The sequence below is a fragment of the Pseudoalteromonas sp. PAR1 genome (genome assembly GCF_947311895.1).
Classification (GTDB): domain Bacteria; phylum Pseudomonadota; class Gammaproteobacteria; order Enterobacterales; family Alteromonadaceae; genus Pseudoalteromonas; species Pseudoalteromonas lipolytica_C.
Genome location: NZ_CAMZMY010000022.1, coordinates 40,479 through 55,238, shown reverse-complemented (window position 1 = coordinate 55,238; position 14,760 = coordinate 40,479). Strand labels below are relative to the sequence as shown.

Sequence of the window (14,760 nt, the reverse complement as noted above, 5' to 3'; positions counted from 1 at the left end):
AGTGCTCTTGTAGGTCGCCATTTATGGCGACAAAAACCGTGGAGATTTTCACGTAGGAACGGCTTCAACCGTCAACCTTAGATGTTCGGCGTTAAAACGCCCTTGTAAACTTGTAACTCGATAACTTTACCCTTTAATCGCGCTAAAGCACGACCTATATAATATCGCGCGAAACAAGTTTCACGCCATCGAGTGCTCTTGTAGGTCGCCATTTATGGCGACAAAAACCGTGGAGATTTTCACGTAGGAACGGCTTCAACCGTCAACCTTAGATGTTCGGCGTTAAAACGCCCTTGTAAACTTGTAACTCGATAACTTTACCCTTTAATCGCGCTAAAGCACGACCTACATAATATCGCGCGAAACAAATTTTACGCCTTCGAGTGCCCTTGTAGGTCGCCATTTATGGCGACAAAAACCGTGGAAATTTTCACTTAGGAACGGCTTCAGCCGTGAACCTTAGATGTTCGGCGTTAAAACGCCCTTGTAAACTTGTAACTCGCTAACTTTACCCTTAATCGCGCTAAAGCACGACCTACAAACGCTCGAAACTCGCTAACTTTACTCTTGCAGCTCGCTAACTCTCTCAACGCTTATAAAGCGCTTCAATTGTTGCTGAATCAAGCGAATAAGCATTGATCATATAACCTGCTAACGCACCTGATGCGTTCTCTGGTAATTCAAGCTTTTGTGATAACGCATGCAGTGTAAATTGATATCTGTGAGCGCCATGACCTTCTGGTGGGCAGGCACCGCCAAAGCCTTTAAAACCATAATCATTTGTTATTTGCATACTCCCTTTAGGCAAAGCATTCTTGTCAGCATTTCCAGCACCGCTCGCTAAGCTTGATACTGATTTAGGAATATTCACAACTTGCCAATGCCACCAGCCACTGCCTGTAGGGGCATCAGGATCATAAACGGTCAATGCGAATGCTTCAGTTCCTTTAGGTGCATTTTGCCAAGCAAGTTGTGGAGAAAGGTTATCGCCATTACAACCAAACCCTTTAAACTCTTGCGCACTCTCCATAAAGTCACCATGGGCAATGTCTTTGCTTGTTAAGGTAAAAGACTCAGCGAATGTGGTGCCAGACAAACATAGCAGGAATAATGGCGTGGCAAATTTCAATGTTGATGATTTCATAATATTCTCCGATTAATAAGAATAATCATAATACCTAGCAAAGAGAGATCAAATTACTACCAAAACTGTCAATTATTAGCCTACTTCGCTCATTATTGTTTTACGAAGAGCTGTTGGAGTCGTATTAAACAACAGTTTAAATTTATCTGTGAATCTAGATTGCGACGAAAAACCACATTGCTGCGCAATAGCTCCAATAGGCTCTGAGCTGCTTTGAATTAAATGTAGTCCATGGCTTAAACGCGCTTTGTCTTTAATTAACTGAAAACTACTTTCTTCTGCGGTTAACTTTCTTCTGAGTGTAGACTCGCTCATCGCTAAACTAGCTGCAATACTGTTTGCATCCCAATCTCGTGTTAAATCACTGGTGATAATAGTATGCACTTTATGAGTCAGTGTTGGTGGCTCAATGATTGAACCTAAATCAATAAAGCCCTGCAAAAATAACACCTGTAGAAGCTCTTGCCTTCTAATTGGCCATAATTGTGGTGGTGTTACTGCAGCCCATTCAATAAATTGTTTTAAGGACATTTGAAACAAAGAGTCTACTTGCCCATTAATGAACTTTTTCTTTGCTCCCGATTGATATTTCAAACACTCAAAGTCTGTGTAATCAAACTCAATCAATAACGCCATATAACCAATATTTTGCGGAATGTTGCGCATTGCAACCTTAGGTGTATTTGCCATAAAGACAAAATCGCCTGCATTGCAGTTAACTTCTTCTGTATCAATTAGTCTTTTACTGCCAGACAACACAACGACAAGTAATGGTTTTGCGATAGGCACATTAACTATGTGCTGTTCATCATTAGCGCAATAAATCGAAAACGGTAAATACTGATGTTGCTTTACTGCGTTTAAACCTACCTCTATCAATTCATTCATATTTTTCAGTGTTTTTTATTGGACTCGAAGGAACGGATTGGACCGTGATTCTTAGTTATTCGGCGTAAAACGCTACCGGCTAACTTTACACTTTAAACGCGTCAAAGCACGACCTACAAAGGTGCGAAAAAAGTTTCACGTCTACGGTAGGATACATTAGGTACTAGGGTTTAGGCTCTAGGACGCGATGTAAAATCGCTGCTACTTGTTCGGCGTTGAAACGCCTCCTACAAACTTTACTTTCGCAACTTGCTAACTTTAACCCAATCAGCCAAGCATACTGTTTAACATCATCCCTGGCATTAAAAATACCATTGCAAAAGAAAATGATCCGGTGAGTGCAATTGCAAGACAGCAAAATGCAGTTTGCATTAAAAACACGTTGGGTTTACCAGAGGCACTTTTTTGAAATGACACATAGGCAAGTAACAGGTTTTCTCTAATTTTTTGAAGGTAAGAACACGCTACTCTGATGATTGGCAAGCTGTACATTGCTAAAAAAGCAAATACAACTTCTATTCCACCAAAATGAAATAACAGTGCAATCTCAGGTGAGAACCAACCAACAATAGCTATCAAGCACCAAAATGCAGCTTTTTGATATTTAGTTAGTTCTTGCCATTTGATCATCGTTTTCTTTGTATTTCCAGTTATATTTAAATTAAGTGAGCAGCTGATTTGTCTAATTTAGTTACATAAGCTTTGAGCTCTGCAAGCTGAAGTTTTTTGCCTTGGTGAGCATTCATCGCTTTGGCAAAATAGCTATTGGCTTGCTGCTGATCACCTGCATGCTCATGAATGATTCCAATTCGAAGATAAGTAAAAGCAAGATTATTTGGGCCTATTTCTGTTTGCAGAGTTTTAGCAGTATCAAGCTCAAGAATTCTTGCAAGTGAATTTAACGCATAGAGCGCACTATCATGTGAGCCATTTATGTACTGAGAATGAGCAAGTTCTAGCTCTTTTTTAAGAAACTCAGCTGTAATTTCATTTGCGTTTGTAGGTACTGCTAACGAGACTAAAGCAGCTAAGGTTAAAACTTTAAACATATTAAACCTCCCTTTAAAATGTGTTTACAGATTAATGAAACTAGATTAATTGGTCAAACTTTATCCACAAGAAAGCAAATTATCAACGAACTTAATCGCGACCAAAACCAATCAACTTTTTGCCATTTAGGCCATTTTTATGCCATTCGGTTTGCTCTTCACAGAAAATTTGCGCGTCTAATTCTTTACTTGGCTCTTCGTTTAAACTGCCTGCAGGAACAAGCAAATAGCTGTTATCTTTTGCAGTGAATGGCAAAGCGGAACCACAGGTTTTACAAAACGCCCGTGATAACGCACGACCAGGGTAATTAAATCGCGTAATGTGCTGTTGGCCTTTTACCCATTCAATAGCATCAGGGGAGGTAAACAAATTTGCGGCATGTGCTGTGCCTGATAATTTTCGACACTGCTCGCAATGACAAAAGAAAAAACGTTTAAAGTTGTCAGTTACTTTATAACTCACTTCGCCGCAGCAGCATCCACCAGTAAGTGTTTTAGTCATATCTATCTCCTTATTCGCTAAGCTAAAAATTTATACCCTAAACGATGCGCTATTTAAAAACTTAAGGCAATAAAAAAGGCCATGTTGCGTCTAAAACATGGCCTTTTTGCATTAACAAAACTTAGAAATCTAAGTTTGCTAAAATTTCATCATCAACGTTATTCGATAAGGTCACTTTAAGTTTAGGGGTACGAGCCATTTCACGTTTAATCGCAAAATTAGCTTCTTCGTTACGCGCCCAACTACGACGAGCAATACCGTTATTTACATCAAATAATAGCATAGATTTCAAACGGCGCTCGGCAGCTTCACTACCGTCTAGTAGCATACCAAAACCACCGTTGATCACTTCGCCCCAACCTACACCGCCACCATTGTGGATAGATACCCAAGTAGCACCGCGGAAACCATCACCAATTACGTTATGAATCGCCATGTCTGCTGTGAAGCGGCTACCATCATAAATGTTTGATGTTTCACGGAAAGGTGAGTCCGTACCACTTACGTCATGGTGGTCACGCCCAAGTACAACTGGCCCTATCTCGCCACGATTAATGGCATCATTAAAGGCTTTAGCGATTTCAGCGCGGCCTTGTGCGTCTGCATAAAGAATACGAGCTTGCGAGCCAACAACGAGTTTGTTTTGCTTCGCATCTTTGATCCAAGTGATGTTGTCTTGCATTTGCTGTTGGATCTCTTCAGGCGACTCCGCCATGATTTTATTTAAAACATCTGCAGCAATGGCATCTGTTTTATCAAGATCTTCTGGTTTACCTGAGGTACATACCCAGCGGAACGGGCCAAAGCCGTAGTCAAAACACATTGGGCCAAGAATATCTTGTACGTACGATGGGTATTTAAAATCAATACCATTGTCGGCCATTACATCGCCACCAGCGCGTGATGCTTCTAACAAGAACGCATTACCATAATCAAAGAAGTAAGTGCCTTTTGCAGTGTGCTTGTTAACAGCATCAGCGTGGCGTTTAAGTGTCGCTTGTACTTTTTCTTTAAATACTTCTGGCTCTTCACGAATTAAACGATTTGACTCTTCATAGCTGATATCAACCGGGTAGTAACCGCCTGACCATGGGTTATGAAGTGAAGTTTGGTCTGAACCTAAGTGAATGAAAATATCTTCTGCTAAGAAGCTTTCCCATACATCAACCACGTTACCGATAAAGGCAATTGAAACCACTTCTTCATTTTGCTGAGCCGTACGTACACGTTCGACAAGCTCTGGCATGTTATCGATTAGCTCATCAACCCAACCTTGTTGATGACGCTTAATAGCTGCCTTAGGGTTAACCTCAGCACACACGGTAATACAGTTAGCAATGTTACCCGCTTTAGGCTGCGCACCACTCATACCGCCTAAACCAGCAGTTAAGAAGATCTTACCTTTTGGTGATTCGCCTTTTTCAAGCACTTTACGGAATGCATTCATGACCGTAATAGTTGTTCCGTGAACAATACCTTGTGGGCCAATATACATAAATGAACCCGCAGTCATTTGACCGTATTGAGTTACACCCAGTGCATTGAATTTTTCCCAATCATCCGGTTTTGAATAGTTCGGGATCATCATACCGTTAGTCACAACCACGCGCGGTGCTTCTACTGATGATGGGAATAACCCCATAGGGTGACCAGAATACATGTGTAACGTTTGGTCTTCTTCCATTTCGCTTAAGTACTTCATGGTTAATAAGTACTGCGCCCAATTTTGGAATACCGCACCGTTACCACCGTAAGTGATAAGCTCTTCTGGGTGCTGTGCTACTGCGGGATCAAGGTTGTTGTCGATCATTAACATGATAGCGGCAGCTTGCTCACATTTAGCCGGATAATCGCTAATAGAACGCGCTTTAAGTTCATAGTTAGGCTTAAAACGATACATGTAAATACGGCCAAATTGCTTAAGCTCAGCGGCAAATTCAGCGGCTAATTCTTTGTGCCATTCTTTAGGGAAATAACGCAATGCGTTACGAATCGCTAATTGCTTTTCATCAGCCGATAAAATGTCTTTACGTTTTGGAGCACGGTTTGCATCACTTGGATACGGTTTTGGCTCTGGCAATACGCTTGGAATACCTTGCTTAATTTGTTCTTGAAAAGTCATTATTTGCTCCCTAAATTTACTGTGAACGCTTGCGATTTAACAAGTGCAACCATGGCATCAATGTCTGGCTTAAGTAAGCGGTCTTCTTCTAGTTTGGCAACTTTGCTGCGAATGAGCGCAAAGTTTTCTTCAATAATGTCTGAGCACTTGTTAGGACGTCTAAATTCGATTGCTTGCGCTGCATACATCAACTCAATAGCAAAGATTTTATCTAGGTTACCTAAAATCTGGTTTAACTTACGACCAGAGATACTTCCCATAGATACGTGATCTTCTTGGCCCATTGATGTCGGTACGCTGTCTGCTGATGGCGGGAAACACAATGACTTATTTTCTGTAACCAGAGCAGCGGTTACATATTGCGGGATCATCATACCTGAGTTTAAGCCACCCGATGTGGTTAATAAACGTGGTAAGCCGTGTAAACCTTCAAGCAATAAATAACAACGACGATCAGCAATGTTACCAAGCTCAGCCGCAGCAATAGATGCATAATCTAAAGCCATAGCTAATGGTTGACCATGAAAACCACCACCCGAAATCGCTTCTTCCTCACTAATAACAATTGGGTTATCAGTCACTGAGTTCATTTCTATCTCTGCAAGCTCTTTTAAGTGGTAATACGCATTGCGTGACGCACCATGAACTTGAGGAATACAACGCAGTGAATAAGGGTCTTGTACACGATCACAATTGGTATGTGAGGCCATATTCTCAGAATTAGCAAAAAAGCTACGCATACGTGCGGCAACTTCAACGTTACCTTTAAAAGCACGAATAGCGTGTAATTCTTCACGGAACGGTGATTGGCTACCTTGCATACCTTCAATGCTCATAGCGCCTGCAATATCTGCAAGGTCTAATAAGTAACGCATTTTAGTAAGCGCTGTAATGGCGTGCGATAAAATAAACTGAGTACCGTTGATTAACGCAAGACCTTCTTTAGCGTGCAGTTCAAGTGGCTCTAAGCCATGCTCTTTTAATACCTCTGCCGCGGGTTTGATTGTGTCGTTTACCCAGAACTCGCCTTCACCTAAAAGCGGTAAAAATAGGTGTGATAATGGTGCTAAGTCACCCGATGCGCCAACTGAGCCTTGCTCTGGTACAACCGGGATAATATCTAGTTCAATAAACTTAAGCATACGCTCAACAACAGTTAAACGAATACCTGAAAAACCTTGGCTTAATGCATGTACTTTGGTGATTAGCATTAACTTTGAAATAGGCTTAGCAATTGGCTCACCCACACCAACAGCATGTGTGATCAATAAGTTCTTTTGTAATAGGTTTGTTTCTTGTGGAGAAATTTGTGTATCACACAGTGGACCAAAGCCCGTATTGATACCATAAATGGCTTTATCTGAGGCAGCCATTTTATCTACGTTTTGGCGGCTTTTATTTATTTTATCAATGGCTTCTTGGCAAAGCTCTGCCTGTAACGTACCGGCTGCAATCGCATTAACGTTATCTATCGTTAATTGGTCAACACCATACTTAAATGTCATTTATAACTCCTAAAAAACAGGATTAAGTTTTAATTAGTGGCAGTCTAGCTTGCTCTAGTTGTTTTACAAATGCATAATTATCGTTATTCATTCCAGATTTATCGAACTAAAAGAGCCACTATGCAAGTTCATGATGTAGACCTACGATTATTGCGTGTTTTTGTCGCAATTGTTGAGTGTGGCGGGCTTTCAGCCGCAGAGTCACGTTTGAATATTGGCCGCTCAACGATCAGTGCGCATTTATCAGATTTAGAAGTAAGGCTTGGTATTAAATTATGTAAACGTGGCCGCAGTGGTTTTGAAATTACAGATGCAGGTGCTATTACCTACCAAGCATCAATTGAACTGCTTCAGCAATGCGAAGCCTTTGCTAATACCGTCGCAAGCTCTAAAAACGAGCTATCGGGGCGTTTAAGTATTGCTATGATAGATACCATGGTAAGTGACCCTCGCTGCGCCATTCCCCGCGCAATTGCAAGGTTAAAAGGCAAAGGTAAAAACATTCAGTTTGATATTAACGTCTGTGAAGCCCGTGAGGTAGAAACCGCAGTAGCCAATGGCCGTTCATTAGTAGGTATTGGTGTTAGCCGTCATCATATTCGCGGATTAGATTACACTGCCCTACATAACGAAACTAACTTTTTGTATTGCGCAGTCGGTCACCCACTGTTTGAGTGTGAAGACAAACAAATCAATGAGCTTATTAAAGAAGCTGAAGTAATTACCAGTAACTACATGCGCGATAAAGAAAGTAGAAACGATGGCTTAAACTACCAAAATAGTGCGGTAGCCTACCATGATGAAGGTATCGCACATTTGATTTTATCGGGTGAATTTATTGGTTATTTACCCGACCACTATGCTCAGTTCTGGGTTGATAAAGGCATTTTTAAAGCTATTCAACCAAACAAATATCACTACGATATTCCTGTTGTATTAATAACCTCTAAAACAAATGCCAATTCACCACTTGCAAGCGCCATGATCAAAGAAATCAAAGACTGCTATGGTGTTTAATTCACTTATTGCTAGTTTCGCTATTCTTGAGCTCGATTATTAGTACAGTACTAAACGCGATCAACGCAAGATTTGTAGTCACCGGATTGAATGCTTCAATCAATAGTGCTGGTTGTAAAAAAGCTACAAACAGTATTAAACCTATTAAAGATAAAATATTGACTATATTGATTAAAATTGAACGATAGAAAATAAAAAACAACACCGCAAAGATGATTTCACCAACCCCAGCAGCTCGTGTTATGAGCATTGATATTTCGGCATTAAAACCAAAACTGGCTGTCATCCGTTGTTCAAGTGGAGAGATATGGATAATTTTTGGGAAAAGGCCATGGTAAAGCCAAGTAAAGCTAATAATAAACCGTGAAATTTGCACTACCGTTAGATTTTTCATAATACCCTATTAAACGTGTTGTGTGTTCTTTAAAAGAACACACAACATATAAGTATTATACTGTTGGTTTTCCAAAACGGTTCTCACCTGCATCACCTGCTAGGAAACCATTTTCTATGAGTGCCCAGATCCCACCGATTACAGGAACAAAACCAATTAGTACCCACCAGCCTGATTTATTACGGTCATGCCAGCGTTTAATTTGAATAGCTAGCGAACACCATATAAGTGGCACATATAAGATAAGCATAATTATAGAAATAGCTGATTCGCTACCACCCGAAAGCAATGCGGCAATAAACATTAAAACGAATGAAGCAGCAATCATTCCTAGTACTGAAAACCAATAGGTTTTGCGAGGAATGCGGCCGTTAAAAGAAAATAGTATTTCTTTTACACTAAGGCTTGTTGTTTCTGTTGAAGTTGATACTACATTTGATTCTGGGGCTTGATATACGTTTTCTGACACTGTCATTTCCTTTGAATTGTGTTTTAGTAAGCTACTATTATTTGTTAGCTCACTGATTTATAACATTAACTAAACTAGTTTTAGCAAGAATAAGATAACATAAATTTAGTTAATTTGGGTACTAATAAATTTCTTAGCTCTTTTTATGTAACCTTTTACCCTAAGTTAGTAGCTTACAGAGCATAAAAAAAGCACCATGAAGGTGCTTTTAATTAACTCGGTTGTTGCCAATATTTGGCATATAAATTTGGATAGGTTTGTTTTAAATACTTGGCTTTATCTTTAAAGCGTTTACCTTTTGGTTGCTCAAGACCTGATGGAATAAAAGGTAACTCGTCGTCATTACGTTCTTCGTAAAGCATACCGGCAATTAAATCGTATTCATCTAAATACGGGTAAGGCTGTTCGTTTAAATGATAAACCGGCGTACACTCTGCAATTGAGTCTGGGTTTTCAAGCGCCTTTAAAAACGCCTGTTCACCACGTGAAATAAGCCAACATAAAAACTCAGAGAAACCATAATCGTCATTACAACCGGCCATTACATAAGCGGCACCAAATAAGTCCCAGGTATAGGCTTTGCGCATACGTAGGTTAAACTGCTTATCAAATTCCATCAGCTGTTCGTCAGATAAATCAGTCAGCTTTGCTTTTAATGCATTACAAACCGACTCAGGCTCAGCAGTTTTATCTTCGGCGGTCACGAGTTGCCAAAATTCACTTTCGCTTAAAACACTCATGATAAAATCTCTTTCACGCGCCCTACTTGACCATCATCAAGTTGAACTTTAATGCCATGCGGGTGATTCGGTGATTTAGTTAAAATACGTGACACCACGCCTTGAGTTAACTGACCTGTTCGTTGATCTTGTTTTAATACAATGTTGACTTCGCAGCCAATTGAAATTTGTGAACGCGTAGGCACTGCCATTGCAAAATCTCTTTCAATAATTTTTGCCGATTATAGCTATTTGCGGCTGGCTTACCAAATTAAACCTGTTTGATTGGGCTGTTTTTAAGCAGCTCCTTTGGCAATATCTCATTTAAGCGTTTAATGATAGCATCAGCCTTGCCTTTAATTTGAAAGTCGTAACCTTGGCCGTTGCCATCTAATATGACGGCTAAATAGTTATCAGCAACTTTCAGTTGGGTAATACGGCTTAATTCAAGTGTCTCTTCTTTATCACCATAATAAACCTGCTTAACTGTTAGGCTTGTGTCTGTTGTCGTGAGTGTTTTACTAAGGGCTGTTTTGGCTGCAAACTTTTCTGTTGAGCGATAGGCCTGCACCATAAAACCGATTGCAAATATAAACCCGTTATAAGATACAAGAGTATGTGGGCCTGATTGCACACTATAGACACCGAACCCAACACATAGCACAGCCAGTGCTAAATTTAGAGTAACTAACTTTTTTGAGGTTAAATTCATCATTATTCCTTTAAAAATGAAATTGCTTTTGCATTGATAGCTAAATCTACAGCGCTCAATTCTTTGATAATTAGATTGGTAATTAACTGGGTTTGCTCAGCGGTTAACGGCAGTTCTTTACAATAACAACTTACTTTTAGTGATTGCGGTAGCTTTTTTAGATCAGCAGTATGAGTTAACCATGAAAATTCGTGTACCTGGTCTTTTGCTAGTTCACACGCTTGTGTTAACGCAATTCGAATTGCTTTGTCTTGACGTTTTTCAGTTTTAGTCATGTTCTGCTTGTTGTTTTTTAAACTCTTCGTAACTGTCCTGCTGGCGCTTTACACACTCGTGATACTCTTTATCAGCCATATAATTGCATTCACTTAAACGTGCCGATTGAATTTCATGATAACGGGCATCTGAGCTACACGCTGATAAACACACAGCAACAGTCGCGATTACGGCCAATTTTAAAGCATTAAAAAACATTTAATTTCCTTTATGTAGTTATACATTGGTGCTGCATTTTCCTGTATATTGCGTGGGTTTAAATATTATTACCAAAGGGTTCTATATGATGTTGTCGCAGTTACAACAGCTGTTTCAGCGTATCGATAAAAGTAAAATTTTTCAATCATTTGTTATTGCTGTTATTGTTATTTCGGCATTAACAGTCGGGGCACACACCTATTCACTTCATCCAACGGCCGAGCTTGCCTTACATTGGATGGACTTAGGCATCACGGTTTTCTTTTTAGTTGAGCTAGTGATCCGCTTTATTGCAAGCCGGGGCTTTAAAGATTTCTTCAGCAAAGGTTGGAATATTTTCGATTTTATAATCGTAGTTGGTAGCCTTTACCCTGCAGCTGGTTCAACAATTTTTATCGCTCGATTACTACGTATTTTCCGCGTGTTGCGACTTGTATCAATGATCCCAGAACTTAGACTGCTGGTTAACTCGCTTTTAAAAGCCATTCCACAAATGGGCTATATCGCCCTACTCATGTTTGTGATCTTCTATATTTATGCCGCTATGGGTAGCATGTTATTTGCTGATATTAACCCGGTATTATGGGGCGATGTATCTATTTCTATGCTCACCCTGTTCAGAATTGCCACGTTTGAAGATTGGACTGATGTTATGTACGAAACTATGGCTGTGTATGAGCTCAGCTGGATTTTCTACCTAACGTTCATCTTCTTAACAGCCTTTGTATTTTTAAACATGATGGTTGGTGCAATTTTAGAAGTTATGTCTGAAGAGCATCGCAACGCCCGCGAAGAGCAAACATCTGATGCCGACATGCCAGCTACCAAAGGGCAGATTGCTCAGCTGCAAGCTGAAATGGCCGAACTAAAACAATTACTGAAAGAAAAGCAGTAAAACGTTTAGAGCTTACTTTTTAGATAATAGCTTTTAGATATTAGGCGCTAGGGGCAAGACCTTAGCGCCTTTTTTATCCTCGTTTTTCTACCTTCCATGGTGGGTTTAAGCGGTTCTTTCCTGCCCAATACAATTTAATTTTATTCCCTGATGGGTCTTTTAGAATTGCTTCCGTCCATAAATAGCGCTGGGCGGTTGGTGGCTGTTCAAAACTAATGCCTTTTTCAACAAGGCTTGCATAAAGCTCATCGAGCTGCTCATGTTCAAAGTATATTACCGCGCTATTACTAAACTCTTCAGTTTCTAATGACAGCGAAAATGTGGCATCACCATCTGGACATTGAAAGCGTGCGTAATGCGGGGTATCCACAATCTGAATCATTCCCAGTGTTAAGTAAAAAGCCACCGCTTCGTTCATATCCTTTACAGGTAACGTCACCTGATTGAGATTCATTTGTCACTCCAATGTAATGCTTTATTCGTTGCTTCAGCATATCGCGTACAGCTAATTAAGCAAAAGATAAGCTGTAACAAATTATTGAGTTAAACATAAGAAGCAGGAGCATAATTGCAGGTTCATTTTACAAAATGAACATTTTAGATACACGCCCAAAATCCATATCGGGCGTAAGGTTTTATCCTGTATGATCAACAACTAAGTATTTAGTGAAGCCCAACATTGTGTATTTTCGTGCTTACCTTGCTGATTATTGAGCTCGCTTAGAAGCTCTGCTAATGATAAAGATTTATAAAAGTACCAACCCTGAACCAAGTACCCTTTATTATATTTCCTAATGAAACTATATTGTTCAACAGTCTCTACACCTTCAAAAATAACGATTCGATTTAAATTAGTTACCAGTGATATGATAGCTACAATCATATTTTGCTTTTCATCATCCATGATTGACTGTATGAACACCTTATCAATTTTTATCACATCAAAGTTAATCTCTGTTAGCCAGACAAGGTTAGACACTCCAGTACCAAAGTCATCTAATGCTATTTTAAAGCCATAAGTTTTGGCTTTTAAGGCAAAACAAGAGATCTCTTGCAAAGGCAGGCCAATTCGTTCAGTGATCTCTATTCTTATTTGCTCATGATTTACTTTATGCTTGCAACATAACTGATGCAAATAGTCCAAGAACTCAGGATCTTGTATTTCATAGCTATTGACATTTATCGCTACTGAAAAAAGACGATCAGTGTTCATAAGCTGAGCCAGCTCTGCAATCATTTTTGTCAAACATTGCTTTGCTAATATAGGATAAAGAGATAATTGCTCAGCGAGTTCCAAAAATTGCTCAGGTGAGACTTGCCCATGAATAGAGTCTTTCCAGCGCACTAAACTTTCAACGCTAGTAATTTTATTAGTCTTAACATCTACTATTGGTTGATACTCAAGGTATATTTCCCTTTTTCTAATTGCCCTTTTTAATCTGAACTCTATTGAACGTCGCAAATCAAAGTATGAAATTAAAGAATATATAAATAAGAAACTGATAATAGTAAGCAAGCAAATAAGCAGAACAGAAATATAAGGGGGAAAGCCCATTAGGCCTGCTTTATTTTTTTCCTTAATATTATTTCCATATTTAAAACCATAACTGCATGGTTCAAGTATTTTAGAAGGTTCGCGCCTATTACCCGTAACCTGAGGCAGCCCTTCTTGCTTAGCAAATAACACTAAGTCTGTTAGGTTACTTAAAACAAGAAGCAAATTGTTGCTTCTTTTATTGATTCCAAGCCACTTTTTAATGTGATTGTTTGTATCTGATTCGTTTAGTTGTAAATAGCTATAAACATGACCAAGCTTATAGCTATCCCTAAAAATCAATGATATACCACCTTTATCTTTTACTAATTTAGAAAGCACCGAGCTCCCCGCTTTAAAAATAAAGCGTATTTGGTTTACCTGAGAAATTACATATACAGCATTTTTGATTGGTTTTTTACGCAAAGGCCGATTATCTTCATTTGCTGGCCTCGACGGTTCATGCATGTTGACTAGGTCAGTAATTGACTCAAAATTATATTTGAACGCCAACAAGGTGCACAGTGCAGTTCCCGCCAGTAAAACCAAAAGCAAAATACAGCCGTTTTTATTCATCGCTGCTATTGATAGATTAAACATGCGTCACCTCTGCAAGTCATGCGGATCAAGTCCGTCTTTTGCGAGCTGTGTTGCAATAATAAATATCAGCTGATTAATACTATCAATTTCTTTTGTTACACCTACTGGAAATTGATTACTGTAAATTCTTAAATTGGCGGTAGTTTTATTAGCTAGTTTAGAGATTAAACTTAAATAAATTTGCACTGTTCTGCAAACTGATAAAGGCTCTGCTAAAACAATATTCTGATGATTATTTTTTTGATACACAAAACTTACGCACAGCAGTGCATAACGTATAAAATTACTTAAATACATATAGTTACTCTTACTTAAATTAGACTAAGCTTGAAAGCGAATATAAAAGGTTAGTGTTATGTAAGAGATGTTATTGGTGGGCGATGAATGGGTGTTAAATCGGCAGATTGAAAATCGACACTCAATGACTCAATCTTAGTAAAATACGCTGATATCGGCTTTGAAAATGCTAATGATTCAACAAAAGCTGGACTATGACAAACATGACAATGGCCTTTCTCTGCAGAGTCAGCTAATTTTGTTGCAAGTTCAGCATGCTCAGATTGGTGTAGTTGATGATCGCCATTAGCAGCGCAATGAGTTTCAAGATCGACTTCCTCTAACAAAAGTACTGATGTGTAATTAAATGCAGTGTTGTGATCTGCAACATCAAAACTGTCCAGCAAAGGCTGGAGTAGTAATACACAAATCAACATAGAGAAAACTGATTTCACACAAA

General features: G+C 39.2%; 20 protein-coding genes. 2 read left to right on the top strand and 18 right to left on the bottom strand.

What is annotated here, in order from left to right; genetic code table 11:
- Positions 1-586: 586 nt before the first annotated feature.
- The 7 genes from QL229_RS16410 to hutH all read right to left on the bottom strand — a co-directional run bounded on the left by QL229_RS16410 (position 587) and on the right by hutH (position 7,210).
- Positions 587-1,144: a YbhB/YbcL family Raf kinase inhibitor-like protein gene (locus tag QL229_RS16410; RefSeq protein ID WP_138558671.1), complete on the bottom strand. Its 558-nt coding sequence runs from the start codon at positions 1,142-1,144 to the stop codon at positions 587-589.
- A gap of 75 nt (positions 1,145-1,219) precedes the next feature.
- Positions 1,220-2,032 carry an AraC family transcriptional regulator gene (locus QL229_RS16405; RefSeq protein WP_138558672.1) on the bottom strand — a complete coding sequence of 271 codons (813 nt, stop codon included), beginning with the start codon at positions 2,030-2,032 and terminating at the stop codon, positions 1,220-1,222.
- 267 nt (positions 2,033-2,299) lie between these two features.
- Entirely contained in the window at positions 2,300-2,662 is a 363-nt protein-coding gene (locus QL229_RS16400) for a hypothetical protein (protein WP_138558673.1), read from the bottom strand.
- A 26-nt stretch (positions 2,663-2,688) separates the two neighbouring features.
- Positions 2,689-3,081: a hypothetical protein gene (locus tag QL229_RS16395; protein WP_138558674.1), complete on the bottom strand. Its 393-nt coding sequence runs from the start codon at positions 3,079-3,081 to the stop codon at positions 2,689-2,691.
- Positions 3,082-3,172: 91 nt separating this feature from the next.
- On the bottom strand, positions 3,173-3,583 hold the full coding sequence (locus QL229_RS16390) for a GFA family protein (RefSeq protein WP_138558675.1): 411 nt from the start codon (positions 3,581-3,583) through the stop codon (positions 3,173-3,175).
- 121 nt (positions 3,584-3,704) lie between these two features.
- Complete coding sequence (locus tag QL229_RS16385; RefSeq protein WP_138558676.1) at positions 3,705-5,705, bottom strand: urocanate hydratase; 2,001 nt, start codon at positions 5,703-5,705, stop codon at positions 3,705-3,707.
- On the bottom strand, positions 5,705-7,210 hold the full coding sequence (hutH, locus tag QL229_RS16380; RefSeq protein ID WP_138558677.1) for a histidine ammonia-lyase: 1,506 nt from the start codon (positions 7,208-7,210) through the stop codon (positions 5,705-5,707). Before hutH ends, QL229_RS16385 begins: the two co-directional genes overlap by 1 nt.
- Positions 7,211-7,330: 120 nt before the next feature.
- Here hutH and QL229_RS16375 point away from each other — a divergent pair, with 120 nt between their 5' ends.
- Positions 7,331-8,227: a LysR family transcriptional regulator gene (locus QL229_RS16375; RefSeq protein ID WP_135926477.1), complete on the top strand. Its 897-nt coding sequence runs from the start codon at positions 7,331-7,333 to the stop codon at positions 8,225-8,227.
- A 1-nt stretch (position 8,228) separates the two neighbouring features.
- Here the strand turns inward: QL229_RS16375 and QL229_RS16370 are convergent, their stop codons facing one another.
- From QL229_RS16370 to QL229_RS16340, 7 genes are all read right to left on the bottom strand, one after another.
- Entirely contained in the window at positions 8,229-8,621 is a 393-nt protein-coding gene (locus QL229_RS16370; protein ID WP_135926476.1) for a DoxX-like family protein, read from the bottom strand.
- A gap of 55 nt (positions 8,622-8,676) precedes the next feature.
- The gene (locus QL229_RS16365; RefSeq protein ID WP_199527695.1) at positions 8,677-9,090 is read right to left on the bottom strand and encodes a DUF805 domain-containing protein; all 414 of its coding nucleotides are present in this window, start codon (positions 9,088-9,090) and stop codon (positions 8,677-8,679) included.
- A 212-nt stretch (positions 9,091-9,302) separates the two neighbouring features.
- Entirely contained in the window at positions 9,303-9,830 is a 528-nt protein-coding gene (locus tag QL229_RS16360) for a DUF4240 domain-containing protein (protein WP_135926474.1), read from the bottom strand.
- On the bottom strand, positions 9,827-10,021 hold the full coding sequence (locus tag QL229_RS16355) for a YwbE family protein (RefSeq protein ID WP_036971837.1): 195 nt from the start codon (positions 10,019-10,021) through the stop codon (positions 9,827-9,829). The genes QL229_RS16360 and QL229_RS16355 overlap by 4 nt, the downstream gene beginning before the upstream one ends.
- Before the next feature lie 59 nt (positions 10,022-10,080).
- A complete protein-coding gene (locus QL229_RS16350; RefSeq protein ID WP_135926473.1) occupies positions 10,081-10,521 on the bottom strand; it encodes a hypothetical protein in 441 nt (146 codons plus the stop codon).
- Between the two features lie 2 nt (positions 10,522-10,523).
- On the bottom strand, positions 10,524-10,796 hold the full coding sequence (locus QL229_RS16345; protein WP_138558678.1) for a hypothetical protein: 273 nt from the start codon (positions 10,794-10,796) through the stop codon (positions 10,524-10,526).
- Positions 10,789-10,995 (bottom strand): hypothetical protein, encoded by a 207-nt coding sequence (locus QL229_RS16340; RefSeq protein WP_135926471.1) that lies wholly within the window; start codon positions 10,993-10,995, stop codon positions 10,789-10,791. Before QL229_RS16340 ends, QL229_RS16345 begins: the two co-directional genes overlap by 8 nt.
- Before the next feature lie 88 nt (positions 10,996-11,083).
- Here QL229_RS16340 and QL229_RS16335 point away from each other — a divergent pair, with 88 nt between their 5' ends.
- On the top strand, positions 11,084-11,890 hold the full coding sequence (locus QL229_RS16335; protein ID WP_171040467.1) for an ion transporter: 807 nt from the start codon (positions 11,084-11,086) through the stop codon (positions 11,888-11,890).
- A 73-nt stretch (positions 11,891-11,963) separates the two neighbouring features.
- Here the strand turns inward: QL229_RS16335 and QL229_RS16330 are convergent, their stop codons facing one another.
- The 4 genes from QL229_RS16330 to QL229_RS16315 form a co-directional block, all read right to left on the bottom strand.
- Positions 11,964-12,344, bottom strand: a complete 381-nt coding sequence (locus QL229_RS16330) for a VOC family protein (protein ID WP_138558680.1) — start codon at positions 12,342-12,344, stop codon at positions 11,964-11,966.
- Positions 12,345-12,545: 201 nt separating this feature from the next.
- Entirely contained in the window at positions 12,546-14,024 is a 1,479-nt protein-coding gene (locus QL229_RS16325; RefSeq protein ID WP_281547167.1) for an EAL domain-containing protein, read from the bottom strand.
- A gap of 3 nt (positions 14,025-14,027) precedes the next feature.
- Positions 14,028-14,321, bottom strand: a complete 294-nt coding sequence (locus QL229_RS16320; RefSeq protein WP_138558682.1) for a hypothetical protein — start codon at positions 14,319-14,321, stop codon at positions 14,028-14,030.
- Between the two features lie 56 nt (positions 14,322-14,377).
- The gene (locus QL229_RS16315; RefSeq protein WP_135926466.1) at positions 14,378-14,755 is read right to left on the bottom strand and encodes a hypothetical protein; all 378 of its coding nucleotides are present in this window, start codon (positions 14,753-14,755) and stop codon (positions 14,378-14,380) included.
- Positions 14,756-14,760: the final 5 nt, after the last annotated feature.